Annotated in this window: 16 protein-coding genes, 1 tRNA gene, 1 other RNA gene and 2 pseudogenes; 7 read left to right on the top strand and 13 right to left on the bottom strand. The window is 69.3% G+C overall.

Annotation, left to right across the window (positions count from 1 at the left end):
* Positions 1-1,068: 1,068 nt before the first annotated feature.
* Entirely contained in the window at positions 1,069-1,536 is a 468-nt protein-coding gene (locus ACFE67_RS04145) for a hypothetical protein (RefSeq protein WP_375405612.1), read from the bottom strand.
* Between the two features lie 656 nt (positions 1,537-2,192).
* A complete protein-coding gene (locus tag ACFE67_RS04150; RefSeq protein ID WP_375405613.1) occupies positions 2,193-2,339 on the bottom strand; it encodes a hypothetical protein in 147 nt (48 codons plus the stop codon).
* A gap of 301 nt (positions 2,340-2,640) precedes the next feature.
* On the opposite strand from ACFE67_RS04150, the gene ACFE67_RS04155 reads away from it, so the two are divergent.
* Entirely contained in the window at positions 2,641-3,342 is a 702-nt protein-coding gene (locus ACFE67_RS04155; protein WP_375405614.1) for a hypothetical protein, read from the top strand.
* A gap of 777 nt (positions 3,343-4,119) precedes the next feature.
* Here ACFE67_RS04155 and mobF read toward each other — a convergent pair.
* From mobF to glnA, 5 genes are all read right to left on the bottom strand, one after another.
* On the bottom strand, positions 4,120-7,668 hold the full coding sequence (mobF, locus tag ACFE67_RS04160; RefSeq protein WP_375405627.1) for a MobF family relaxase: 3,549 nt from the start codon (positions 7,666-7,668) through the stop codon (positions 4,120-4,122).
* A gap of 1,204 nt (positions 7,669-8,872) precedes the next feature.
* Positions 8,873-9,589, bottom strand: coding sequence for a hypothetical protein (locus ACFE67_RS04165; RefSeq protein ID WP_375405615.1), 717 nt, complete (start codon positions 9,587-9,589; stop codon positions 8,873-8,875).
* Positions 9,590-10,240: 651 nt separating this feature from the next.
* Positions 10,241-11,074 (bottom strand): hypothetical protein, encoded by an 834-nt coding sequence (locus ACFE67_RS04170; RefSeq protein ID WP_375405616.1) that lies wholly within the window; start codon positions 11,072-11,074, stop codon positions 10,241-10,243.
* Positions 11,075-11,300: 226 nt separating this feature from the next.
* On the bottom strand, positions 11,301-14,315 hold the full coding sequence (locus ACFE67_RS04175; protein ID WP_375405617.1) for a bifunctional [glutamine synthetase] adenylyltransferase/[glutamine synthetase]-adenylyl-L-tyrosine phosphorylase: 3,015 nt from the start codon (positions 14,313-14,315) through the stop codon (positions 11,301-11,303).
* The gene (gene glnA / locus ACFE67_RS04180; protein ID WP_375405618.1) at positions 14,284-15,624 is read right to left on the bottom strand and encodes a type I glutamate--ammonia ligase; all 1,341 of its coding nucleotides are present in this window, start codon (positions 15,622-15,624) and stop codon (positions 14,284-14,286) included. The genes ACFE67_RS04175 and glnA overlap by 32 nt, the downstream gene beginning before the upstream one ends.
* A gap of 108 nt (positions 15,625-15,732) precedes the next feature.
* Here glnA and ACFE67_RS04185 point away from each other — a divergent pair.
* Positions 15,733-15,868 (top strand): annotated as a pseudogene (locus ACFE67_RS04185) (3-methyl-2-oxobutanoate hydroxymethyltransferase); the annotation flags it as partial.
* A 12-nt stretch (positions 15,869-15,880) separates the two neighbouring features.
* Positions 15,881-16,018 (top strand): annotated as a pseudogene (locus ACFE67_RS04190) (3-methyl-2-oxobutanoate hydroxymethyltransferase); the annotation flags it as partial.
* Positions 16,019-16,230: 212 nt separating this feature from the next.
* Here ACFE67_RS04190 and ACFE67_RS04195 read toward each other — a convergent pair.
* Entirely contained in the window at positions 16,231-16,401 is a 171-nt protein-coding gene (locus ACFE67_RS04195) for an SPOR domain-containing protein (RefSeq protein ID WP_375405619.1), read from the bottom strand.
* Between the two features lie 73 nt (positions 16,402-16,474).
* On the opposite strand from ACFE67_RS04195, the gene ppgK reads away from it, so the two are divergent.
* Both ppgK and rnpB read left to right on the top strand, forming a co-directional pair.
* Entirely contained in the window at positions 16,475-17,299 is an 825-nt protein-coding gene (ppgK, locus tag ACFE67_RS04200) for a polyphosphate--glucose phosphotransferase (protein WP_375405620.1), read from the top strand.
* 27 nt (positions 17,300-17,326) lie between these two features.
* Positions 17,327-17,707, top strand: an RNA gene (gene rnpB / locus ACFE67_RS04205) — RNase P RNA component class A.
* Positions 17,708-17,837: 130 nt separating this feature from the next.
* On the opposite strand, the gene ACFE67_RS04210 is transcribed toward rnpB, so the two are convergent.
* The 4 genes from ACFE67_RS04210 to ACFE67_RS04225 form a co-directional block, all read right to left on the bottom strand.
* Positions 17,838-18,479 carry a DUF1345 domain-containing protein gene (locus tag ACFE67_RS04210; RefSeq protein ID WP_375405621.1) on the bottom strand — a complete coding sequence of 214 codons (642 nt, stop codon included), beginning with the start codon at positions 18,477-18,479 and terminating at the stop codon, positions 17,838-17,840.
* Between the two features lie 13 nt (positions 18,480-18,492).
* On the bottom strand, positions 18,493-19,227 hold the full coding sequence (locus ACFE67_RS04215) for a zinc ribbon domain-containing protein (RefSeq protein WP_375405622.1): 735 nt from the start codon (positions 19,225-19,227) through the stop codon (positions 18,493-18,495).
* Positions 19,224-21,830 carry a hypothetical protein gene (locus tag ACFE67_RS04220; protein WP_375405623.1) on the bottom strand — a complete coding sequence of 869 codons (2,607 nt, stop codon included), beginning with the start codon at positions 21,828-21,830 and terminating at the stop codon, positions 19,224-19,226. Before ACFE67_RS04220 ends, ACFE67_RS04215 begins: the two co-directional genes overlap by 4 nt.
* Positions 21,831-21,993: 163 nt before the next feature.
* A tRNA-Val gene (locus ACFE67_RS04225) sits at positions 21,994-22,066 on the bottom strand.
* Between the two features lie 122 nt (positions 22,067-22,188).
* Here ACFE67_RS04225 and aceE point away from each other — a divergent pair.
* Positions 22,189-24,930 (top strand): pyruvate dehydrogenase (acetyl-transferring), homodimeric type, encoded by a 2,742-nt coding sequence (gene aceE / locus ACFE67_RS04230; RefSeq protein WP_375405624.1) that lies wholly within the window; start codon positions 22,189-22,191, stop codon positions 24,928-24,930.
* Between the two features lie 11 nt (positions 24,931-24,941).
* Positions 24,942-26,189 carry a PucR family transcriptional regulator gene (locus ACFE67_RS04235; protein WP_375405625.1) on the top strand — a complete coding sequence of 416 codons (1,248 nt, stop codon included), beginning with the start codon at positions 24,942-24,944 and terminating at the stop codon, positions 26,187-26,189.
* A gap of 10 nt (positions 26,190-26,199) precedes the next feature.
* On the opposite strand, the gene ACFE67_RS04240 is transcribed toward ACFE67_RS04235, so the two are convergent.
* Positions 26,200-26,573, bottom strand: a 374-nt coding sequence (locus ACFE67_RS04240) for an HNH endonuclease signature motif containing protein (protein WP_375405626.1), incomplete at its 5' end; no start/stop codon positions are given.

Genomic DNA, 26,573 nt, shown 5'->3' on the forward strand with positions numbered 1-26,573 from the left:
CTGACTGTGGCGTAGGTGCACCCATCGAGGACTGTTGCGCAGAGCAGGAACGCGACCGTGGCGATCGGCCGGTCGGACTCGAACCACTGGCGAGCTCGGTCCTCGCCGTCATCGAGCGCGCGTTCCAATGCTTCGTTTGCGTCAGTGCCGATCGAATCGCTCGACGCAACTGCACGAGCGAATCGGGGCACCTCTCGCATCGGTCGGCGCGACAGGTAGGTCGAAGCCGCTGCCCAACTTCCTGCCCCTCGCAACAGGCCGATCGTCTGAGCGGGGACGCCTGCTGAAGCGAGCTTCTGTTCCAGATGCTTCTCGAGCGTCTGCAGCACGTCGGGTCGTTCTGTGATTCGAACGGTCTGCGGGGCCAAGTCAGGTGACAGGGTCGCTGGCCCGTCGATGGTGATGACCAAGCGCGCTTCTGTCGTGCTTAGCTGCCGTTTGAGCGCACGGACCGTGAAGCTATTTAGCGCGGAAGCCGTCGATGACACGAGCGATTCGACTATCAGTCGCTTGCTCGCATCTGGAAGTGTGGTTGTGAGCCTCGCCAATTGTAGAGCTGTAATGGACGCATCAATTTGATGCGTGTGCGCGTCGAAGTCGAGAAGACTCAGTGCAAGGGTGCCCTTACCGAGTCCGGAGTCGCCATAGAGAATCACAAAGCCTTCGCGCTTAAGAATTGTCGCGGCAAGATCGTGCTGAGGGTGTAGGACGTTGGCTTGCTCAAGCGACCGAACTTCGTCTGCATGAATAGGGGTTACAGTGATCGGGTCATTTTCCCCGCCGTAATGATTGTGAATATCCCTCGCCGCGACGTTGTCGGCCGTGACGCCGCCAGCCACGACGATGCCGAAGCGGCGCCTGTCTGACCCGCCCCACATGTTGAGAATGGCGCCTTCAGAGAGACGGGTCTTGGTAGGGTCGACAGACGGTTCGGCGGCTTGGGTTTCCGAGGCGTCCTCCTTTGACACCTTGGCTTCTGTGTCGTTGCTGGACTGGGCCGTCCTGCGGTCTCCTGCTGGCGGGGAAGGCTGGTCCATTGAGTCGTCAGGCATGCATCGAGTCGCAAGACTACTTTTGGTTCTTTATGTGAATACTACGTCCGGCAACATTCCCGCCGGACTGAACGTCACCGGCGATGTACACGCCGATACGCGGGCCGTCACGCTGCTCCTCGCCACCTTCCTGCCGGAACTCGAGCGGGACACCGTAAACGGCGACCAGAATCTTCCGGACCCGTAGTGCGGCGAGTACTACGTCGCGCGAGGTGGAATCGGTCGAAGCTCGCCGGGCACTGGACAGATCATTGAGAGCCGCATCGAGTTGATCGGAAACGAGTTCGAGAACATCCGTTCGGGCGGGATGGACGCCCCCTGACGTCTCGGTGAAAATACCGTCGGGCGCTTGAATTGAAGGGGCTTCCGCCTTATGCGAAGACGCTCGTCGGTGTCTGATCAGTTCGTTCGCCTGAGAGAATAGGAAGGCGATTCCCTGGGTGACGACGCTCGACTCGACGCCGGTCAAGAGATTCTCAAACATGACCGTCCTCGCGAAGTGGGGGTGCGCTAGGCTTCCTGATGCTAGAGGCCACCATGCCAGTCTCCTGCGGGCAATGTCTAGGCACACCGGCGGCGATCATCAAATGGTTGGCTGAGGGACGTCACCGGCGGTGGGTTCCTGAGAATATGGCCAGCCCGTACGCGGGCGGATGGCTGGTCCCGTGACTCGCCGCTCTCTTGTGTGCCGAGGGGCAACTCGCGCCTGAGGTCTGCGATCAGTTGAGTGGGGAGCAGCGCTTGTGTCGCGAGGCTGGGCGCACGCGAGCGCGAGCTGCGAATCGCCGGACCCTCATTCGCGGTGGCGGGGCGTGGTCGTCAAAGCTGGGTCAGCAACGCGTAGACCTCGCGGACCACGCGCCGCATCGTTTCGGCGCTGAGGGTAACTCCTGCATCGAGCTCACCGAGCTCGATCGTCGCCCACGTCTCGTCCCGTTTGGTGGCCCTGGAGAAGACGACCGATCGGACCTCGCATGCCTCCGCCATCATCAGGGGTTCGGGTGAACCGTTCCGGCGTGACATTCGAACGACGCCGAGAAGCACGACATCGCTGCGCTCGTGGAACCGGTCCCTCGGATCGGGCTCGCGAGGTGTTCGGCCTGGCTGACGACGTCGAAGATGGACGTGAGGCCGTCGAGGTCATCGCGGTTCGTCGTCCACAACGAGTTCGAGCAGCACGTAGTCGAAGTCGCGCACGAGCTGGCCGGTGTTGCCCCGTCGCCGCAGCTGCGAATCGATCACGCAGAAGTCGTTGAGGTTGAGTCCGTCCGCGCCGGCGATGAGCACGAAGCCGGGTCTGATGCCGCGGGACAGGACCTCGACTTCGACGGGCGAGATAGTTGCAGGCCTGACGTACCCGCGAAAACGATTTGGGGTGATTACGCGAGCGGAGGCGAGGCGAGCGCCAGCTAGAAGGCAGCGAGCGCAGCCAGGCTAAGCCGACGCTTTTCACCGTTCGGCACCTGCTAGCGAGGTGAAGCCTGCCGGATTGCTGTTCAAGTTAGAGCCTGGCGATCGACCTGACGACCTCAGTATTGGGGCGGTCCCCGTCCTACCGCCTCTTGCAGACCTTTGTCAGCATGAACACATGTCCACGATGGCCGTCAGGTCGGTGCCAGTCCCGAGCCTCCAAGCGAGCGTCGATCGATTCGTGCGAGGCCTAGAGACCTCCCACAAATTGCTCCAACTTCACGCACGCAAACCTGGCAACCCGGGAAATCAGGCGGCGCTTAGCCCGGCAATCGTCTTAGGCACGATTGCAGCGTTCGAGGGATTCTCCGAGGACTTCACGGCGATCGCAATGGCTGATTCGGGCGCTAGTTTTGCTGAGATCGCTAAGAAAATTGGCAACTGGAATAATCCTGATATTGACACCTTCGCGCAGTACCAGGCGAGTTACTTCCCGAAAGCCGCGGCAGCAATCAAGGTCGGGGCACCGCTCGCCATCTTTCACTGTCCTTATGTTGGGAAAAATAGTTGGAGCTGGAAGAAATTGCCGTGGGCAGAAGTTCGGGAGGACAGTAGATCTTGGATGCAGGTGAGACACCTGCTTACGCACGGGCTCGCGACGGGTTGGCGGTCTGAATTGTGGCCCGGACCAATCAAGCACACCGACCGTCCCGCTTCGAGCGTGCTTCGAGACAATGGTAACGGGCAATACAGCTTGGTTATCCACGGCGCGATCACCTGCGCCCGAATTTACAGCCAAGGGGCGCAAGTGATCGCGGATGCCGTAGCCGCTTCAATTGGTCAGAAGCTCGACTGGTCTCGACTTCCAATCTTCGTTTAAGGACACCCCTCTGCTCCGCTAGTGAGAGGGGCGGCTTCGGCCACGGTAGGGCGTCGTCATCCTTCGGGATATCGGTCAGTTGGAACGCCGCGGTGAAGCTCGTGTCCATCTTCGGAATCCTGCGCGCACCGCTGGGCGTACTCTCTCGCACTGATCATCCTCGGCCAGCTGACGCTTACCCGTTCTACGATATCGCCATGAAGCCGACACAATCGGCATATTGTGCTGACAGTCCTCGACATCGTCATCATCGGATCGATCTGACGCGATCACCGGGACACCTGCAGCGGCCAGACCCCACCGAGGTCGTTCGGGAGGCGCGCCAGCGGAGGTGGCAGGCCAGTACAGGGCAAGGCGCCCGAAACCCCTCGCTAGACCCCTCGCACCCAGCGAGGCGTCTAGCGAGGGGGCGTGGGCCACTCGGCCCCCTCTCGAATCCTCGATCCGTGACAGCACGTCTCAAATAACGAGTCGCGGCCCCGACCGGGCCGCCGGTCGCACAGTCACGGAGCCCGCCGGGCCAGCACCAACACTGCCCTGCTCGAGGAACCGCGCCATTGTTAGCTCCTGATGGGGGGGCGGGAAGAGCAACGCCGCCGAGCGTCGTTCGATCTGCGCCATCACCGAGGGATACGGTCACAATGACGCCCGCTCAGCCGGAGGACAGATGATGCCTCTATCGCACGGCGAGCCTGCGTTTCAAGGAGCTCGAGCGCGTTGCGAGGCAGGTCCGAGACCTCAAACGATCCTGCCGTGGAGAGGCGTCAAGAGGGCCGTTCAGCGCATCAGGCCACTCTGCCGGGGCGCGCGGCCCCTCGGAGCTGAGGCGTCTGCGCCAACCTCCGAGGCGAGTCGGCATGCATGTTCGATCGCCGTCCGCGCCCGCGACGCGTCGAGTTGTTGCGCGGTGGTGATCGCCTCCCCACCGAGAGGTCGCCCACCCGTGATGCCATAGCGGTCGCGGTACGCGGCGACGACGGACACGAGTGCCCTCCATGCCGATGCCCGTGAAGGATCCCGTGGCTCTGGTCCAATCGCGACCACCCAGGGCTCGCGATCGGACCGTGCTGTCTCCGCGAGCACATGTGCGCGCTGCTCGATGAGGCCGCGACGTTGTTGGAGTGCCTCGGCCATCTCTGCTGCCATTGGCCCAGCGGCCTCGGGGATGATCCCGACGATCAGCCGCGGGGACCTGCGTGCACGCGAGGAGCCGGTCGCGTCGACTGTCGCTCGGATGAGGCGCGTCCGGAGGACCGCGGCCGGGTCGTCCGCGTCGTTGAAGCCGCGTGCGGCGACCAGGCGGGGCAGAAGGCGGCCGAGGTCGTGGTGGTGGGCCTCGGCACGGCGCAGTTCTGCCGTGAGCGGGCCGAAGGCTCTGGAAGCGATGGCGCCCTCTGCTTCGCTAGCAGTGAGGCCGCTGCGATGTACGAGGGCGGCCCACCGGTCGTGCTGTGCGGCGGCGGCGATGGTCTCGTACTCGGCTGCGAGTTGAGCGATTGAGGTCCATGCCTGCTGCTCTGTGCTGATCGTCTCGTGGGCCGAGCGCTCCGCACCGACGTGCCGTAGGACTCCGGCGAACACGCCTCGTACCGTGGCGTCCGGGGCGACAGCGGGATTCTGGGTCGTGTGGGCATCGTCGGGACGATCGATTGCCACATAGGCGACGTTCGACGAGCGACCGCGGGTGAGTCCGACGTACAGCTGCTCTCGCGTGGTCGAGGGGTCGACGAGCACGTGGGCGGTGTCGACGGTGCTGCCCTGTGCCCGGTGTGCGGTGATCGCGTAGCCGAGTTCAACGTGCTCGGCCACGTACCCGGCCGGAAGTACGACTCGCCCGCCCCATCTACGCCCGGGACGGCGGATCGTGACCGCACGATCGGCGTGGATGCTGGTCACTTCCCATCGGTCGCCGTTTCGGACCCAGTCCCTCCCAGAGCGCAGGCGCCGGTCGTTGCGGCGAGTGATGATGAAGTCGCCTGGTGAAGCGTGACTGCCATCGTGGAGCGGTACCTCGCGGGATGCGTCGACGAGTCCCTGCAGAACGAGGTCGGCGCGGGCGCGGCGGTTCAATTCCGTGACGGTCTCGCCCCGGTCGGAGATCAGCACCGTCGCAAGGCCGGCGGCGCGATCGCGGGACCACGCCGCATACGCAGCCTGGGTCGCCTCCTCGATGGCGCCGCCGCGCAAGCGATCGTGGTCGACGTACGCGTCGATCGCTTCATCGCGTCCGTGCCGAAGGTCGAGGGATGCCGGACCCTCCCACGGGTTGCGGAACCGACGGATGTCGGTCAGCTCGGGCGCGTCCTCGCGGTCGTTGACGAGCATCGCGAACGCACCGCCCGCGTCGACGGCCTGGAGCTGCGCGAAATCGCCGACGAGCAGCAGCTTCGCGCCCGCTTCCGAAGCAGCATGCGCGATCCGGTCGAGCATCGGGGTGCCGGCGAGCGATGCCTCATCGACGATCACGAGCTGGCCCGCGACGAACGAGTGTCCGATGGTGCGGTGGTGTTGCCACCACATCGACAGATTCTCTGTCTCGATCTCCAGATCGTCGGCCAGGACCTGTGCGGCGGCGGCAGAAGGCGCGAACCCCACGACCGAGCTCGGCCCGTGCTGCGATTCCCAGGCGCGGCGGAGTCCTCGCATCGCGGTCGTCTTCCCTGCCCCGGCTGGCCCGACCAGCACGTCCAGGACCCGTCCGGACGTCGCCACCGCCGTCAACGCAGAACGCTGATCCTCACCGAGTCGGACGCTCGCGAGCCGGCGGCCGCGCATCACGTTCTCGGTGGCCGCCGCCGCGATCGCCGGTCCGCGCTGATCGCGGCCGTGATGCAGCAGACGGTCTTCCGCCGCAAGTAGGGCTTCGGAGGAGTACACGGTCGAGTACCGCGGTCGGAAGCAGCTCGTGCCATCAGGACGCCGATACAACTCCGGAGTCGAAATCACCTCGGGCGGTGTCAGCCGCAGCGACGCACGCTCTGCCGCCTCCACGACACCAGCAAGGAGCGTTTCGCGTTCCGCCGTCGAGACAAAGCTCCACCCCCTCGTCTGACGGACAGCCTCCGCGTACAGGTTCCAGCGCCGCCACGTCGACCGCTTCTCCCCCACCACCTCGACCACCGACTCAGCCAGGGCCGTCCGCGTCTCCTGCGACACGTCACCCGCCGCGACCTGCGACATCGCACCCGGCGCACGGACCACGCCGGATGCCCAGTCCGTCGCATCCCGACCGAGGACCACGGTCGCCCGCGTCCGCCAGTCGCCAGTCAGGTCCGCCAAGGAGCGGATGACCTTGTCCGGGCGGGTCGAAAGCGTCGCCTGCTGCCGGAGCCGGATGATCGTCGCCCTCGACGGCTGCCGCCCGTGCGCCGTCACGTACGCCGAGATCAGCCGGTCCTTCTCGACCTCGATGTGCCGCGACCGGGACGAAAACTCCCCCACCAGCACCTTCGGCACCGCCGCGAGCGACCAACCCGGATTCCGATCCCGCCCCCGAGCCCGCCGCTCCCACCCGACACCGAGCACGCTGGTCAGCCGGTCTGCGAACAGGGCCTCATGCAGTTCCGACAGCGCCACCGTCGCCGCGTGCAGCGGCCGCCCGTCCAACGACCTCCACCGCTCGTCCATGACCGTGTTCACCTTGTTGCTCACGACCACGTGGGTGTGCAGATGCGGGTCCCCGGCGCGAGAGTCGAAGTGGTCGAACGCCGCCGCAATCAACCCAGAAACCGCGACCTGCGCTACCGCACCATCAGCCGCCGAGACACCAACCCGGGTCGCTGCGAGCTCACGCTCCATGAACGCGATCACATCGGCAACGGAGGCATGATGCGCCTCGACGATCGCCGCCTGCGTTCGAGCATCCGCTACCGCCCAGAGCGCCGACGCGGACTTCGGCACCGAGAACGTGAAGTCGTAGCCCGCCACTGCCCGACGCCCACCCCGAGCACGCTCCTCCACCTCGATCGCAGCCTCCGCCCGCGTGCGCGCCTCCCCCACGAGTGCCGGGTCTATCGCCGCCACACGTTCGGCGACGCGATCCGCGACGCTACGAAACACCGGATACGGACGCCCCAGTGGGGCCGCCGTCACCGGATCGTGGCCCGTACCGATGAGCAGTTGGAGTTGCACCTCCGACACTCGATCACCCGCGGTGAGTTGCCCATCCCCCAAAGCACCCAGTCCGCTCCCCATCCAGCGGCCGGGCGGAGTGCCCTCCTCCGTGTAATACCGGGTCAACGGCGTCGACAGCAAACGATCGCCATCCCCAACCGCCACCGACTTCAACAGATACCGGAACCCGTCGCCCGACGACATCACCCGCATCGAGACCGTCACCGGGCAGCACCCACACCAGAGAGGTGCGCGACTCGACCCCCGAATCACGACGCCCGAGGGACGCGCCGACGTCACGGCCGGCACGGTCGCCCTCACTCTGCAAGACGCGTGGCACCGACGGGCTCGGTTTTCGCGCGAACGGCGCTCACCCGTCAGCACGTCGCCGGAGATCGGTAAATCTCATGTCGAGAAAGCCGAAATGGTCTTCACCGCCTGGCCCGCGCACGTGACGGCAACCCCGCGGGCCAGCCTGATCCGACGCGGGTACTGGCAGCTACTCCTTCACTGGACGCGCACCCGCTTATGTCACCCCGTGTCCACTCGTCTGCTCCGGGAGCAGAGACGTTCGAGGTCCGCCCAGCGTTCCTGCCACACCTTCACGAAAACCGTCCGGCCGAACGCGTCACGCAAGACACGCCGCCATGAGACCCTCGCCGCCACGAACACCCTGGTAGCAATGTCTTACACCTCACGCCCAAGAACGGGCACAGAACAGAATTGGAGCACCCGTGACGTTGCAGGCCGTCGGCCGCCGGCGATCCACTTCCCCACTTCCTGATCACTTTGAGGACACAGATCGCGACATCATCTTCCGGTCAGACGGAGCAGTATTTATGGGATCCGTCGACGTATTCCTACTACATTGGGCAGACGTGGATGTTGTAATCAATGCTCGGTTGCACGACAGCGAGGACGACCCGAATGTCTCCTACTGGGACATCATCGCAATCGGTCCTGAAGCGCGCCCGTCCTTCGGCACAAATCCGCCGAATGACGCTTTTACCTCGCCTAGGCAGGCGAGTGAGGTCACGCGAATCGCAGCTGAGTGCATTCTAGTTTGGGGTCAAAGTTTCGCTCGCGACTATCGAGTAAGAGCTGACGGACAGGTCTTTCAGTTGAGCAGCTTTGGCTACAACTCGAATTGAGTAGGTCGAAAGAACTTTACCCCGTCACCTAAACCGAAGTTTTGCTTCGATAGCGAAGCCAGTAACAATTAGCCTCGGCGCTACCCGCGCCCAAAATGCCCTGGAGAAAGTATGTCCGTGCAGACACTGCAAGACGCGCTATCAGCATTCGACACACTCTTTCAATCAGGCACCTCTGACGGCGAGCTTCTCACCGGAGTTCAGCAGATCATTAAGCAGCTTCCGGTCGAGATGATCGACGGTGCGACTCCCGAGGTGTGGCTCGCCTACAGCGGATACGACGCGTACGATAACAGGCTGAACGATGTAGCGCGCGGCCTCAGTGCGGCTAGCAACTCCGGATAGCGTGCTCGGTGGCGCTCGGGCCAAACCTCGCGGATGAGGTGAAGAATGTACTTGACCTGACCTGCATCGAGTTCGAAATACACAGTGTCCGGCTCATCCGCGCGTCTGGTCGCTCGGATTGGATTCGCAACGACGACGGCCCCGTACCGGGAGTTTTGAATCGACCCGGCAACGGAGAGATGACCTTGCTGAATCGCCCAGTCGAACATGAGAGACATCACATTTCGAACCTTGTTCGACGTGGTCGCCGACTTGTCGCGGGCGATATCCATGAGCAGCCCGTCGGCACGATGGGCTGTGATCTCGGCGATTGGAATGACGCCGGCGCGCGGGATGACATGCGCGCGGATGACCGATGCGTACCCGTCCACCGTTTGTTCACGACGCTGGCGCAGCACTCGCGGATCGTCGTCGTGGTAAGTAGCCTTCAGCCAGGCCGTCGCCAAATCGGCGACGGTCAGGAGCTGCACTGGGTTAGCCAACACTCGACCAACGACCACATCGACTGCAACCTGCAATGCGGCGAGAGCGGCTTGCTCAGTAGGCCCGCTGCCACTCGGACGACGCTCGCGCCCACCGCCGTCATACACACGCGCGCGCGCGACGATTAGGCCGCTCTGCTCGATGGTGTACGTCACGGCACCGAGTTCGCCGACAGGCCGCTTTGGTCGTCCCATCAGTCGTCGCTTCGGTCAACCGGCCCAACAATGCGCCCCGCGATGAACGCTTCGACGTCTGACTCGCGGTACCGCACGTTGTGGGACGACAGTGCCACGAAGGGCAGGCCGAGCCCTCGCCTCCGAGCACGCCCTGTTCGCCAATCAGCGAGCGTTCTAATCGGGATGCCTGTGTGGTCGGCAAGCTGTTGCGGGGTCCAGAGCCGGGGACGGTCTTCGGTCACGTCACGTAGGTGTGCGGTGCCTCCCGCAGACCTCCAGCGGACGCCGTGGCTCGATCGAGAGCCGGCTAAACGGACGAGTTTTCGGACAGACCCGATGGCCACTCCGCCGATGCTTGACATCGAATTCCCTGTAGTTGCAGGGAAGCGTCGCTCTACGCGGACCCTCCGGATCTCAGACCCGCAAGCCGAGCTCTACTACGGCGTCTGATCCGCCGCGCGCACGCGAGGCCGCCGCTCCCTCCGGGAACGGCGGCCTCCGCCGTGTCCGACGCCTCCTCAGCAGGCCGGGTCAGCACCTGAGCAGGCCGTTCTCGCGTCGGCAGGCTGTGGCGACCGATCTCAGCCTGCCGGAGTGCGGAGAGCCTGCCGAGTGGGGACGGTGCGCGGCTCATCGCACGGGCGCGTGCTGACGCATCACGTCCTGCACGCACTCGAGCAGGAACGACCAGTCGTACATCACGGTCGCGTAGCCGAACCGGAGGACGATTCTGCCGTCCCGCATGATGATCGCCTCCCGGACGCGATCCGCGGTGAACGCCTTCTTCTGCGCATGCGTGCCTCTGCCGTCGAGTTCGAGGACGAGCCAGTCGTCGATGAGCACATCGACCCGGTAGGCGCCGCGGACGACGATCTGGATCGTGCTGTGGATCCCAGCCGCCCAGAGGCCGAAGCGGACGATGGACTCGATGCCGGAGCCGGAGTCCGGATGCAGGCGATTCGCGAGGTGATGGGTCCTGAGCGGGCCCTCCAGGATCAGTGCGCCGACGCGATTCCGCTGGATCACCCGCTTGTGCAGCAGTGAGTCGAGCGTCGCCACGACGAATGCGGGCGGCTGGCAGATCAGCAGGTCCGCGATCGCGTGATCGATCGGTGTGACCGCGAACGCAGAGCCCGTGGCCGCCTCCTTCGGATGCCAGTGAGCGATGATGCCATCAGGGGTACCCCGTCGAGCCAGCCTCCTCCCGGAGGCGTGCGAAGGAAATCCGACGTGCTCACCCGCATCGGGAGGCAGCCAGCCACCGTGCAGCGCGAGCGCCGAGACGCAGCTGATCCGACCACCGAGCCTCATGGCTCGAACAGCACCGCGGTCCGCACCAGGGCGGCAGTACCAGCCGCGGATCACCCGCTCGAGAACGCCGGCGGCGATCTCGGCTCGTATCCGCTCGACGGTGTAGCCCTGAGCGCGCAGCTCGTCCGTGGTGACGAAGTTGAAGGCCGACATGCAGGCGACCCTGTCGGCAGAAGCGTCCCTCCGTCGGCTGATCGAGGCCACGAGGGCGCGAACGGCATCGAATCGACCTGTGGAGGAGCGGATGCGCGGGGCCGCCCACTGGGCCTCCGCACTTGGGCAGGCTCTCCGCACTTGGGCAGGCCAGATCGGCCGCTGGAAGCCTGCTGAAGTGATCTCAGCCTGCCGAGGTGCTCCTGCAGCCTGCTGACGTGCCGGGTCAGGCGAAGAGGCGCTCGAAGATGGCTCGGGCGCGGCGGGTGGTGCGGAGGAGGTCGTCCTCCAGCTGGGCGGCGGAGCCCGGCGGGTACTCCAGGATCCGTGCGATGCCCTCGAGCGCGGCGCGGTCGGTGGGGAGCAGGTCGGAGGTGCGGTTCGTCCACAGCGTGATCGCGCTGCGGAGGCGCGACGCGAGCACCCAGGCCTGACGAAGCTGCGCCGCGTCGTCGCGGTCGATCAGCGCGGCGGCGACCGCCGCGTCGAGCGCGCCGAGCGTGCTCCGCGTCCGCAGCGCGGGGATCGTCGCCCCGTGTCGGAGCTGGATCAGCTGCACGATCCACTCGACGTCGGACAGACCGCCCGGCCCCAGCTTCAGATGCCGGGTGGGATCGACCCCGCGTGGGAGACGCTCGGTCTCCATGCGCGCCTTCGTGCGCCGGATCTCGCGCACCGAGCCGTCGTCGAGGATCTCGGGGTAGCGGAGGCGGTCGGCGAGGGCCTCGAAGTCGGTCACGAGCGTGCGGTCCCCCGCCACACCGCGGCCGCGCAGCAGCGCCTGCGACTCCCACGTGAGCGACCACCGCGCGTAGTACGCCTCGTAGGAGCGCAGCGACCGGACCACCGGGCCGTTGCGCCCCTCCGGCCGCAGGTCGAAATCGAGATCGAGCGGCAGCCGCGGGTCGGCGGTGAGACGCTTGACCTCCGCGACGAGCACCCCCGCCTGCCGCTGCGCGACCTCGTCGCTCATCCCCGCGATCGCGCGGTAGACCGCCATCACGTCGGCGTCGGAGCCGAAGCCGTTCTCCGCTCCCCCGTACCGGCCCATCGCGATGATCGCGAACTCCGGCCAGGGGCCGTCGTCACGCCGCACCGATCGCACGCAGCCGGCGAGCAGCGCGGTGGTGATGTCCGCGAGCGCGGGCCCGAGCTCCTGCACCGAGATCGTGCCGAGCAGAGCGCCGAGCGCGAGCCGCAGCACCTCCCGGCGTCGCGCGATGCGCAGGGCCGCCGCCGCCTCGTCGCGGGACGGGTTCCGCAGCACGGTCGCAGAGGTCTCCGACCGCAGCGCGCTGCGCGGCCGAGGCCGCAGATCGGCGTCCCGCTCCAGCCAGGCCGCCGCCTCCGGGTTCGTCTCGAGCAGCCCGACGACGAACCGGGACTCGGAGAGCACGGTCGCGAGGCGCCTCGCCGCGGTCGGCGAGTCCCGGAGCATCCGGAGGTACCAGGCGGTGTCGCCGAGCCGCTCCGACAGACGCCGGAACGCGAGCAGCCCGAGGTCCGGCGCGGGCCCCTCCGCGAACCACTGCAGCAGCACCGGGAGCAGCGTCCGCTGGATCGCCGCCCGTCGGGAGACCCCCGCGGTCAGGGCCGCGATGTGCTGCAGCGCGCCCTTCGGGTCGAGGAAGCCGATCCCCGCGAGCCGGTCGACGGCCGCCTCGGGGGTGAGCATCAGCTCCTCCTCCGGCAGGCGGCTGACGGCGGTGAGGAGCGGCCGGTAGAACAGCCGCTGATGCAGCCCGCGCACGCGGGCGCGAACCCGCGCGACGCGATCGGCGAGTTCCGCTCCGCTCGCACCGACGCCGCTGGACCGGGCGACGATCCGCAGCTCCGCGTCGTCCGTCGGGAGCAGGTGGGTGCGCTGCAGGCGGCGCAGCTGGAGGCGGTGCTCCACGAGTCGGAGCACGCGGTAGTCCTCGCCGAACTCGGCGGCCTCCACGCGGCCGATGTAGCCCTGCTCGGTCAGCGACCGCAGCGCGGGAAGCGTGGCGCGGGCGTGGATCCGGTCGTCGGTGCGGCCGTGGACGAGCTGCAGCAGCTGCACGGTGAACTCGACGTCCCGCAGCCCGCCCGGTCCGAGCTTCAGCTGCCGGTCGGCCTGCCCCGCCGGGATGTGCTCCTCCACGCGCTGCCGCATCCGCTGGGCGTCCCGCACGAAGTCGCCGCGGCCGGACGCCTGCCAGACCTTCGGCCGCACCGCCTCCACGTACCGGAAGCCGAGCTCGAGGTCACCGGCGATCGGCCATGCCTTCAGCAGCGCCTGGAACTCCCACCCGGACGCCCATCGCTCGTAGTAGCCGATGTGGGAGGCGAGCGTGCGGACGAGCGCGCCGGTGCGGCCCTCGGGGCGCAGATTGGCGTCGACCTGCCAGAGCGGCGGCTCCGCATCGGTGTCGTCGATGACCCGCATGAGCCGGGTCGCGAGCCGGGTCGCGATCGGCACCGGGTCGAAACCGGCCGCGGGATCGGTGCGGTCGGTGACGAAGATCACGTCGACGTCGCTGACGTAGTTCAGCTCCCTGGCGCCCGCCTTCCCCATGCCGATGACGGCGAGCGGCACCGCCTGGACGCGGTCGGGGCCTGCCGACGCGGCGACCTCGGCCCGCGCGACGGCCAGCGCGGCGCCGAGCGCAGCACCGGCCAGATCGGACAGGGCGGCGGCGACCCGCTCGAACACCGCGGCCCCCGAGGGCTGCTCGAGGTCCCAGGCGGCGAGGCGGGTCAGCTCGCGGCGGTAGGCGCAGCGGAGGGCTCGACGTGCCTCGACGCCGACCAGCGTCGCGACGCCGGCCTCGGCGCCGACGGCGCCGAGCAGCGCGCCGCGCAGGGCCTCGGGCGACGGCGGGATCGCGAGCGGTGTCCGCAGCACGGAGAGCGCCTCCGGACGGCGGATCAGGAAATCCGCGAGACCGCTCGAGGCGCCGAGGACCATCGCGGTGCGTCTCGCCGCGGTCGGCTCGGCGAGCAGGGCGCCGACCGACACGGAATCACGCCCCGCGAGCCGGCAGAGCGCCCGCAGCGCCTCGTCCGGCGACCCGACCGGCCGGTCGAACGCGTGCAGGACCTCGGAGGAGTCCAGATCGAGACGCTCGGCGAGCTCGGCGATGTCCGCGCGGGCGGCCGTCAGGTCGACGAACCCCGCGCGGGCGAGGTCGGCGAGACGCAGCTCGCCCCGAGCCTCCCGAGACCCGCGGCGGGCGCTCCCGTCAGAGGAGCTCGAGGTTGCTGGCGAGCTCATAGGGGGTCACCTGCGCCCGGTACGCCTCCCACTCCCGCCGCTTGTTCGCGAGGACGTAGCGGAAGACGCGCTCGCCGAGGGTCTCGGCGACGAGTTCCGAGTCCTCCATCAGCCGGATCGCGGTGTCGAGGTTGGTCGGCAGCGGGTCGTAGCCGAGCGCCCGGCGCTCTCCGTCGGACAGCGACCAGACGTCGTCCTCGGCCTCGGGCGGCAGCTCGTACCCCTCCTCGATGCCCTTCAGTCCCGCGGCGAGCATCAGCGCGTACGCGAGGTAGGGGTTCGCGGCGGAGTCGATCGCCCGGTACTCGACGCGGGACGACTGGCCCTTCGTCGGCTTGTACAGCGGCACCCGCACGAGCGCCGAGCGGTTGTTGTGCCCCCAGCAGACATAGCTCGGCGCCTCGTCGCCGCCCCAAAGCCGCTTGTAGGAGTTCACGAACTGGTTGGTGACCGCCGTGATCTCGGGCGCGTGCTTCAGCAGGCCGGCGATGAAGCGCCGCCCGATCGTCGACAGGTGGTACTCGCCGCTCGCGGAGAAGAACGCGTTCGCGTCGCCCTCGAAGAGCGACAGGTGCGTGTGCATCCCGCTGCCGGGCTTGCCGGACAGCGGCTTCGGCATGAACGTCGCGTAGACGCCCTGCTCGATCGCCACCTCTTTGATGACCGTGCGGAACGTCATGATGTTGTCCGCGGTGGTGAGGGCGTCCGCGTAGCGGAGATCGATCTCGTTCTGCCCGGGACCCGCCTCGTGGTGGCTGAACTCGACCGAGATGCCGAGGTCCTCCAGCATCCGCACGCTGCGGCGGCGGAAGTCGTGGGCCGTGCCGCCCGGGACGTTGTCGAAGTACCCGGCGGAATCGACCGGCTCGGGCCCGTTCGGGCCGATCGCGCTCGACTTCAGCAGGTAGAACTCGATCTCGGGGTGCGTGTAGAAGGTGAAGCCCGCGTCGTTCGCCTTCGCGAGCGCCCGCTTCAGCACGTTGCGGGGGTCCGCGGCGGCAGGCTGCCCGTCGGGCGTCAGGATGTCGCAGAACATGCGTGCGGTCGGGTCGATCTCGCCGCGCCACGGAAGGATCTGGAAGGTGCCCGGATCAGGCATCGCCAGCACGTCCGCCTCGTACGAGCGGGTGTAGCCCTCGATCGCGGAGCCGTCGAAGCCGATGCCCTCGGCGAACGCCCCCTCGACCTCAGCCGGGGCGATCGCGACCGATTTCAAGGTGCCGACCACGTCGGTGAACCAGAGGCGGACGAACTTGATGCCGCGTTCCTCGATCGTGCGAAGCACGAAGTCGCGCTGCTTGTCGACCACGGTGTCCCACTCCTCGTCCGGTGATGGTGCTGGGTTCGGCGTCGGAGCCGCTCCCAAACCTACTGGTCGCGTCGGACACCCGCGTCGTGCTGCGCGCAGCCTCCGCCCATGGCCGACCCCCGCGCGAAGGTGCGCACCCGGCACTTCCTCGACGCGAAGCGGAACGGGGTCAGGATCACCGGGCTGACCAGCTACGACACCAACACCGCCGCGATCTTCGACGAGGCCGGGATCGACTTCCTGCTCGTCGCATCGTCGAGCCGGTATCCCGGTGATGGCGCACATCGGCTTCACGCCGCAGAGCGAGCACCGCCTCGGCGGGCATCGGGTGCAGGGGCGCGGCGCGGACGCGGAGGAGCTGCTGCAGGACGCCCTCGCCGTCGAGGACGCCGGGCGTGGAGGCGTTCAGGGCCGACGTCGCGTCAGGGAGCTACCCCGCTCCGGAGCACGAGTACGAGTAGACCGACGCCTGCGTTTTGAAGGTGGTCTGGGGCGGTCGAGATGCGACCAGGCAGATGCCGGACCGCCCCAGAACTCCTTCAAAACGACACCTCGAGAACGCAACCCCGCTGGGTCCCCCCCGGGAGGCGCAGGCGCCTCAGCGACTCAGTCGTCCTCCGCCGCGATGCGCTTGCTGTTCGCCGCGATCCGGGCGGGCGCGCCCTGCGCCTCCTCGCGCGTCGCGTAGGGACCCGCCCGATCGGACCATGGCGACTGCGCGCCGTGCTCGACCTCGCCCGTCTTCGTGTTGAACCACCACTGATCGTCGTCGGCCACGGCTCGCCCCTCATCGCACGGGCGGTCGACCGCCCTGAGGGGGCATGCTAACGCGGGCGCTACTGTGACCCCCGTGGCGCAGGCGATCGGCATCGACATCGGCGGAACCGGGATCAAGGGCGGCCTGGTCGACCTGGATACGGGTCAGCTGATCAGCGACCGGGTGAAGCGCGCGACACCGGAGGGCGGCGAGCCCGACGACGTCGTCGCGGTCGTGAAGTCGATCCTCGCGGAGCTCTCGCAGGCCGACGACAGCGCGCCGATCGGTGTCTGCTTCCCCGCAGTCGTTCGCAACGGGCACACCATGTCGGCGGCGAACGTCTCGAAGAAGTGGATCGGTCTCGCGGCGGAGCAGCTGTTCGAGCAGGCGCTCGGCCACGACATCACCTTCGTGAACGACGCCGACGCGGCCGGCTACGCGGAGAGCGATTACGGCGCCGCCAAGGACATCGACGGTCTCGTGCTCATGACGACCCTCGGCACCGGGATCGGCAGCGCGATCATCTACCGCAACCTGCTCGTGCCGAACGCGGAGCTCGGCCACATCGACATCGGCCCGCACCGCGACTACGAGACGTACGCGTCGAACGCGGTCCGGGAGAAGAAGGAGCTCAGCTGGCAGCGCTGGGCCGGCCGGTTGCAGACCTACTACTCGACGCTCGAGCAGCTCTTCTCCCCCGACCTGTTCATCGTCGGCGGAGGCGTCAGCAAGAACGCGGACGAGTTCTTGCCGTTCCTGAACCTCGATACCCCGATCGTCCCGGCGGCCCTGCGCAACAACGCGGGCATCCTCGGCGCCGCGTCGCTCGCCGCGCACGGCTCCGGCGACCGCACCACCGCAGGCGCCGAGCACCTCGTCCGCGCCACGAACGAGACCACGCCTGTCGTTCCCTCCTGAACCCCGCGAGTAGGCTCCCGGACGGGAACGGGCCGGCAGACGGTCGCGTCGTCGCTCGCGAGGGCGGCGCCGAGGAACGTCCGGGCTCCGCAGAGCAGGGCGGTGGGTAACGCCCACCCGGGGAGACCCGAGAGCAAGTGCAACAGAGAGCAGACCGCCTCCGCTGGTCGCGAGATCCGCGGCGGTAAGGGTGAAACGGTGGTGTAAGAGACCACCAGGGGCCCGTGTGAGCGGGCTCGCTGGGTAAACCTCGCCCGGAGCAAGGTCGAACAGGGACCGATTCGGCTGCTCGCCGATGGTCCCGGGTGGACCGCTGGAGGGGCGTGGCAACGCGTCCCCGAGATAGATGGCCGTCACCGGCGCCGCAGGGTGCCGGTACAGAACCCGGCGTATCGCCGGCCCGTTCCCGCATCGACCACCGAGCCGCCGCCCTGACCGCCGGGCGCGGGCGCACTTGCGCCGCTGAGCGACAGGTGCCCGTGCGCGCCGGGCCGCGACTGTCCCGGCGGTGGACAATTCGCGTGGCGGATGAGGCGGTTCAGTTCAGGATCGAGATCACCAGGTTGACCGTCGTCGCGACCACGATGGCGCCGAGCACGTACGAGATGAGCGCCTGCCGCAGCACCAGGGCGCGGATGCGGGAGTCGCTGATCGTGGTGTCGGAGACCTGGTAGGTCATCCCGAGCGTGAAGCCCACATAGGCGAAGTCGACATAATCGGGCGGCTCCGTCTGGTTGAAGTCGATCCCGCCGGCGGTGCCGGAGTAGTACGCCGCTGCGTAGCCGAGCGTGTAGATCGTGTGCACCGTCAGCCATGAGGCGGCGACGCACAGGACGCCGAGCACCGCCGCCGCGGGCCCCTCGCTCCTGGCACTCGCGACCAGCAGCAGCGCGACCCCGGCCAGGCTCGCGACGCTCGCCACGAGCAGGATCACGTGCGCGGCGCCGATAGTCGGATCCTCGCTCGTCGCACGGCGCCTCGTGGTCTCCGCGTCCATTCGGCCGATCGCGATCCACGTCCAGAGGAGGTAGAGCGTCGCCGCGGCCAGCCAGCCGACCGCGGGCCCGAACTCGGCGCCGAACGGGATCGCCACGGCGATCCCCGCCACCGCGCCGACGATCCCCGCGACGACGAGCCGGCGACCGGCGAGGCCGTGCCGTCTCCGCGGGGCTGCGATCACCGTCGTCAGCCGGTCAGGACCGGACGAGGATGCAGTTGCTCTCGGGGTCGAGCACGATTGCGTCCGCGGGCGCACCCCGCACCGCCGCGAGGTCGGCGCCGGTCAGCGCCATGTTGCTACCCTCCGACACCGCGCCGACGAGCCGGGCGGCGCCGATGCCGTACCGCGTGCGCTGCTGGTCGTAGAACCTCACGAGATCGGCGGGCAGCTCTGCCGCGAGGGCGACCCTCCGCTCCGCAGCGTCGGTCTGCTGCGCGGTGAGGCCGGACAGGGCGTCCTCCCGGTCGGTGCGGAGCGCGGCGATGCGCTCCTCGAGCGCGCCGAGCTGGTCCGCGACGGCCTGTGCGGCGGCCTCCACGGACTCCAGCTGCTCCATCAGCGTCAGCTGGTCGTCTTCGAGCGCCTCCCGCCGCCTGCGGAGGGAGGCGATCTCCTGCTCCAGCCCCTGCACGTCCTTGGCCGAGCTCGAGGTCGCCAGGCGGCTGCGATCCCGGTCGAGCCGCTGCTCGACCGTGCGGACGTCCGCCTCGAGCCGGCCGATGCGGGCGCGGAGATCCTCCAGCTCACCGCGTCGGTCGGCAGCGGTGCGCCGCAACGCGACCCGCTCGCCCTCCGCCGCGGCGATGTCGCGGGCCTGGTCGAGACGGCGCCGGTGCTGGGCGATCCTGGTGAGCTCGTCGTCGATGCGCTGCAGGTCGAGCAGTCGCGCCTGGGTGGCGGGGGGCGCCGTGATGCCCGGAACGGTCATCCGTCCACAGTATCGGCGGGGCCGGTCGCCGGCCGGGCGGTGCGGCTGCGTCGGGTCCCGCCGGCCAGCCCCGCGAGGACGCCGATCAGCAGCGCGGCGGCGATGCCGAGCGCCGGCCCGCCGCGGAGCCCGGAGGACGCGGGTAGCGCGAGCGCGGTGAGCACCGGGCTGGCGGCACCGGGCACGAGCCCGTCGCTGAGCAGCCAGCCGACCAGCGTCGCGAGCGCGAGGCCGGCACCGCTGATGCGGGGACGTCGGGCGCCTGCGGTGACGACCAGCAGACCGGCCCACGCGGCGACCGGGACGCCGATCAGCGCTGCGGCGGCGAGTGCGGCGCGCGACGGGTCGACGCCGCCCGCGAGCAGTGCGAGGGCGCCCGCGAGCGCGAGGAGCCCGGCCGCGGCGGTCCCGAGCCGGACGGGGCGCCCGGCGCCCAGCAGCCGCGCGGCCGCAGCGCCGGAGGACCGGAGCAGCACGGCCGGCAGCGTCACCGCGGAGATCAGCAGGATGACCAGCAGCGGGGCGGCCAGTGCGCTCGCCGATGCGTCGGACAGCGCTGCGGCGAACTCGTCGACGGGCGCTCCCCCTCCGGTCAGCCGGGCGGCGATCACGGTGCCGGCACCGAGCAGCACGGCACCGCAGAGGACGGCGACGGTCGAGCCGACTGCGGTCGACACCGGATTCGCGATGTCGGTGCGCCAGCGCGCGACGTCCGACCCGCAGAGGACCAGCAGCAGGCCGACGGCGACGAAGCCGCCGACTGCCGAAGCGACTCCGCCCGACGCCGTGGCCGCGACGGGCGCCGCGCCGTTCGGTGCGAGCACGAGGGCGATGAGGAGGGTGCCGATCGCTCCGGCGACCGCGGCGAGCAGCGTCAGGATCGCGGTCGCCCTGGCAGGCAGGGCGGCGGTGAGGATGGCCAGCACGGCGACCACGGCGCTGCCGAGCAGCGCAGCGTTCGAGGACCCGAGCCCGAGCGCGCCGGTGCGGTCCGCCCACGAACCGGCGGTGGCGCCGACGAGGAGCAGCACGGTGGCAGCGGCACCGAGCCGGGCGAGCAGCAGCACGACGGCGATGGCCCGGCCGGCGGAGGCGCCGAGCACGGCGGTCTCCTGCATGGCCGCGTCGTCCGTCGTGCGGGCGGACCACAGCGCGGTGCGCACCAGCGCGGGAACGGCGATCAGCGCGCCGGCGAGCACGGCGACCGCCGCGGCCGGACCGCTGCCGGCACCGGCGAGCGCGAAGCCGAGCACCAGCACCAGCGGGGAGGCGAAGGCCCCGAACCACCTGCCGACGATGGCAGCGGCACCGGATCCGGTCGGTGAGGACGGGACGGAGGGCAGCTGGAGGATCGCGGTGCGGACGCGCTCGATGAGCACGGGAGCGGTCCGCGGGCGTACCTCGATCTGCGGCAGGTCGATCGCGCCGGTCGTCGCCGCACTGACCACCGGGTAGTCGACGGCGACCTCGTCGATGCCCTCGTCGTCGTCGCTGCTGCCGGGCGCCGCGTCGCGCGAGCGGTGGGGAAGGATCTCGAACGCCGCGGCTTCGACGAAGTCGTATCCGGCGGGGTCCCCGCCGACCGCGGGCTCGATCGCCGCGGGCCCGGTCACCGCGTCCTGGGGGGTGTCGGCGCGGCGGCGACCCGACCGCCGGCCTGCCGGCTCGACCGGGGCGACGACCTCGATCGGCCGCGCGTGCGCGCCGCGGCGGGACGCCCGGGTGTCCGGCGCGGGCGGGGCGGGGACGATCGGCTGCTGCTGGACGGGGGCGGAGGGCAGCGGTGCGGATCCGAGCACCGGGATCGCGACGGTCGGCAGGTCGGGGTCGCCACCCGTCGGCACGAGCACGTCGTCCTGGTCCCAGGGCGCACGCGGGCGTCCGATCGCACGGAGGGTCAGCTCCCAGTCGTCGTAGAGCCCGTCGCCGGTTCCGGCGGACACGGTCGGACGCGGTTCGGCGGCCAGCGGGCCCGTCTGCGGCTCGGGCTCGACCACGGGTGCCGCGTGCCGCGCGTGCTGCTGGTCGTCGACGACCCCGATCGGTGCCGTGGAGTCGCTGATCATCGACTCGAGCAGGCTCGCGGTGACCTCCGGCAGCGAGATCGGGCCGGTGGGCAGCACCCGGTCCAGCGGCTCGACCCGCGGCATGTCGGCGGCGGACGGCGGCGGGCGGAAGCCGGTGCGTCGCTTCACGGGCAGGTCGTCGGCGGTCGGGAGCCCCGCGGGCTGGACGATGGGACCGGTCGCGCTCCGTCGACCGGTCGGCCGATCGGCCCGGCGGAACGACTGGGACGCCTCCGCCGCCGGCACGGAACCTCCGGACGCCTGCCGCATCGCCCGCTCCACCTCGGCGGCGCGACGGGCGAACGCACCGTCGTCCCGCGGCAGGTCGGCACGATCGCGCGCCTCGGGCTGCTCCATCCGCGGGAGGGACAGCGGCTGCATCGGGGCATCGCGGAGCGCGGACGCACGCGGAACGACGGGAACGGTGCCGGTGGAGTAGCGCTCCAGCTCCGCGGCGAGCACCTCGGCGAGCTCGTCGTCGTCGTGGACGTCGTCCTGCGCTGCGGGCGCGCCGGTGATCGACCGGTCGTCCGCCATGCGCCACATGCTAGCGAGCGGCACGGACGCCGCCGAGGGCCGGCCCGGCGTGTGCGAACCCCGGCCGACCCGGGGATCGAGGGTCGACGGGAAACCTGCACCGAAGCGAGACCGGTGCGCGCGCCAGCGCCGCAGCAGCGGCGGCACGGCAATTAGGCACCGGTGGGCCCTGCCGGGTTCGAACCGACGACATCCACGGTGTAAACGTGGCGCTCTACCAACTGAGCTAAAGGCCCGGACGGTTCGCCAGCGTAGCCCCGCGAGTCCGTCGGGAAGAGGCTGAGCACCCGCGGATCGTCCGAGTGCGCCGAGTAAGATCGGCGCCGCTTCGTCCTCGATCAGGAAGCGAGAGCACTCGGTGGCGGTCAACGATCAAAATCCCTACCTCGCCGGAACCATCGACCGTGACCCGGCCGAGACCGCCGAGTGGGTCGAGTCCCTCGACACCCTCGTGGGCCGGCTCGGACACGAACGGGCCCGCGAGATCATGCTCAGCCTGCTGAGCCGCTCGCAGGAGCTGCATCTCGGCATCCCGATGGTCCCGACGACGGACTACGTCAACACCATCGCGCCGGAGGACGAGCCGTCGTTCCCCGGCAACGAGGAGCTGGAGCGGCGCTACCGAGCGTGGATCCGCTGGAACGCGGCGATCACGGTGCATCGGGCACAGCGCCCCGGCATCTCGGTGGGTGGCCACATCTCCACCTACGCGTCCTCCGCGGCGCTGTACGAGGTGGGCTACAACCACTTCTTCCGCGGGCCCGACTTCCCGGGCGGCGGCGATCAGGTCTTCTTCCAGGGACATGCCTCCCCGGGCATGTACGCCAGGGCGTTCCTCGAGGGCCGGCTGTCGGAGGAGGACCTCGACGGCTTCCGCCAGGAGAAGTCGCACGCGCCCCACGCGCTGTCCTCCTACCCGCACCCCCGGCTCATGCCCGAGTTCTGGCAGTTCCCGACCGTGTCGATGGGCATCGGCCCGATCAACGCGATCTACCAGGCGCAGGCGGCGAAGTACCTGACGAACCGCGGCATCAAGGACGCGTCCGAGAGCCACGTCTGGGCGTTCCTCGGCGACGGCGAGATGGACGAGGTCGAGAGCCGCGGGCAGCTGCAGATCGCGGCGAACGAGGGCCTCGACAACCTGACGTTCGTCATCAACTGCAACCTGCAGCGGCTCGACGGCCCGGTGCGCGGCAACGGCAAGATCATCCAGGAGCTGGAGAGCTTCTTCCGCGGTGCCGGCTGGAACGTCATCAAGGTCGTCTGGGGCCGCGAGTGGGACGACCTCCTCGCCCGCGACACCGACGGCGCCCTCCTGAAGCTGATGAACCAGACGCCGGACGGCGACTTCCAGACCTACAAGGCCGAGAGCGGCGCGTACGTCCGCGAGAACTTCTTCGGCCGCGACCCGCGTGCGGCGAAGCTGGTCGAGGACTACACCGACGACCAGATCTGGAACCTGAAGCGCGGCGGCCACGACTACCGGAAGGTCTTCGCGGCCTACCAGGCGGCGACGCTGCACAAGGGGCAGCCGACGGTCATCCTGGCCAAGACGATCAAGGGCTACGGGCTCGGACCGAACTTCGCCGGCCGCAACGCGACGCATCAGATGAAGAAGCTGACGCTCGACAACCTGAAGCAGTTCCGCGACGAGCTGCGGATCCCGATCACCGACGCGCAGCTGGAGGAGAACCCCTACCTGCCGCCGTACTACCACCCGGGCCAGGACGACGAGGCGATCCAGTACCTGCAGGAGCGCCGACGCGCACTCGGCGGCTACGTGCCCCAGCGCCGTGTGGATCACGCGCCGCTGGCGCTGCCGGACGCCAAGGCCTACCAGGTGCTGAAGCGGGGGTCGGGCACGCAGCAGGTCGCGACGACCATGGCGTTCGTCCGGCTGCTGAAGGACCTGGTCCGCGCGAAGGACTTCGGCGCGCGCGTCGTACCGATCATCCCGGACGAGGCCCGCACCTTCGGGATCGACGCCTTCTTCCCGACGGCGAAGATCTACAACCCGCGCGGACAGCACTACACCTCGGTGGACCGGGAGCTGCTGCTCGCGTACAAGGAGAGCCCGCAGGGCCAGATCGTGCACGTCGGCATCAACGAGGCCGGCGCCGTCGCCGCGTTCACCGCGGCCGGAACCTCCTACGCGACGCACGGCGAGCCGCTGATCCCGGTCTACGTCTTCTACTCGATGTTCGGGTTCCAGCGAACGGGCGACGGGATCTGGGCCGCGGGCGATCAGATGACCCGCGGGTTCATGATCGGCGCGACCGCCGGGCGCACCACGCTGACCGGCGAGGGTCTGCAGCACGCGGACGGGCACTCCCACACCATCGCGGAGACGAACCCGGCGGTGGTCTCCTACGACCCCGCCTACGGGTACGAGATCGGCCACATCGTCGCCGACGGGCTCGAGCGGATGTACGGCACGGGACCCGACGGGCAGGGTCACCCCGATCCGAACGTCATCTACTACCTGACGGTCTACAACGAGCCGATGGCCCAGCCCGCCGAGCCCGAGGGTCTCGACATCGAGGGCGTGAAGCGCGGCATCTACCTGCTGAAGCGGTCGGAGGCGCAGGGCCCGCGGGTCCAGCTGCTCGCGTCGGGCGTCGGGGTGCCGTGGGTTCTGGAGGCGCAGCAGCTGCTGGAGCAGGACTGGGGCGTCGCCGCCGACGTCTGGAGCGTCACGTCCTGGACCGAGCTGCGTCGCGACGGCCTCGCCGCCGAGCACGAGGCGTTCCTCGACCCGAGCGCCGATCGTCGGACTCCCTACGTGACGGCGAAGCTCGAGCCGACGGAGGGCCCGGTCGTGGCGGTGAGCGATTTCGCCCACTCCGTGCCCGACCAGATCCGCCAGTTCGTGCCGCGCACCTACGCGACGCTCGGCGCCGACGGCTTCGGCTTCTCGGACACCCGGGCTGCGGCCAGGCGCTTCTTCCACATCGACGGCCCGTCGGTCGTCGTCCGCGCGCTCGAGGCCCTGGCCGACGAGGGCAAGGTCGACCCGTACGCGGCCGCGCAGGCGATCGACAGGTACCGCCTCAACGACGTGCGCGCCGGCACGTCCGGCTCCGCCGGCGGCGAGAGCTGATCAGGTAGGCGGTGGCAGCGGCACGCTCCAAGCAGGAGACCCTCGCGTGGCTCCGGCAGATCGCGGGTGAGCTGGCCACCGCCACCCTGAAGCGGCTGGAGGAGACCCTCCCCTGGTACCGCGACATGCCGCCGGGGCGGCGCAGCTCGGTCGGGCTCGTCGCACAGGCGGGCATCCGCTCGTTCATCAGCTGGTACGAGGACCCCGCATCGACGCCGTGGATCGCCGCCGACGTCTTCGGCGCGGCGCCCCGTGAGCTGCTGCGCTCGGTGAGCCTGCAGCAGACGCTGCAGCTGATCCGCGCGACCGTCGAGGTGGTGGAGGAGCGGATCTCCAGCGCGAAGGACCAGACCCTCCTGCAGCCGATCCTGCTGTACTCGCGGGAGATCGCGTTCGCCGCTGCCGACGTCTACGCGCGGGCTGCGGAGCAGCGGGGCCTCTGGGACGCCCGACTCGAGGCGCTCGTCGTGGACTCGATCCTCACAGGCGAGGCCGACGACGCGCTGCCCTCGAGGATCGCGGCGCTCGGCTGGCACGGCCACGGCGAGGTCGCCGTGCTGGTCGGCACGACCCCGCGGCTGCTCGACGTCGACCAGCTGCGCCGCACGGCGCGGCACCTCGCCTCCGACGTCCTGATCGGCGTGCAGGGCGCGCGACTCGTGCTGGTGATCGGGCGCTCCGACGAGGCCGCAGGTCCTCTGGTGCGGTCGGAGGAGCCGCCTCCGCGGCCCGACGACGCTCCGGCAGACGACGCGCCGAGCACGCAGGCCTCGTTCCTCGACATCGCGGAGAGCCTCGAGGCCGGGTTCGGTCCTGGGCCCGTGGTGCTCGGGCCGACGGTCGCCGACCTCGTCACGGCGTCCCGCAGCGCTCGTGCCGCGCTGGCCGGCTTCGCCGCCGCGCGCGCCGTGCGGTCCGCGCCGCGACCCGTGGCCGCCGACGACCTGCTGCCCGAGCGGGCGCTCGCAGGGGATCCGCTCGCCAGGGCGACGCTCGTGTCCCGCATCCATGCGCCGCTGCGCGACCACCACAGCCCCGAGCTGCTGGTCACGCTCTGGGCCTACCTCGACAACGGGCGCTCCCTCGAGGGCACCGCCCGGGAGCTGTTCGTGCACCCGAACACGGTGCGCTACCGCCTCAAGCGGATCACCGAGCTGCTCGGCTGGGACCCGACGTCGCCGCGGGACGCGTTCGTGCTGCACGCGGCACTCATCGTCGGCGCCATCAGCGAGCCCGCCCAGATCCGCCGCCGGCGCTGACGTCAGGCCCTCAGAACGGGCAGGGGTCGTCGGGTTCCGTGAGGAGGTGTTCGGGTGCGGGGTCGGAGGGTTCTGGTGGTGGGTTGGTGAGGGTCCGCCATGGGGTGTCCCAGTGGGTGGTGTGGTCGGGTTGCAGGGTCTGGGTGGTGAGGCCGGTGCTTTTGCTGTTGTGGTGGGGTCGGCAGAGGCTGGTGAGGTTGGTGGCGGTGGTGGTTCCGCCGTGTTGCCATTCGTGGGCGTGGTCGATGTCGCAGCGGCTGGCGGGCCGGTTGCAGCCGGGGAACCGGCAGGTCTCGTCCCGCAGTTGCACCCAGCGGCGCAGGTCCGCTGGTGGCGTGTAGGTGGTTCGGTCGAGGTCGAGTCGTGCCCCGGTGATCGGGTGGG

This window comes from uncultured Amnibacterium sp. (genome assembly GCF_964244015.1).
Lineage (GTDB): Bacteria > Actinomycetota > Actinomycetes > Actinomycetales > Microbacteriaceae > Amnibacterium.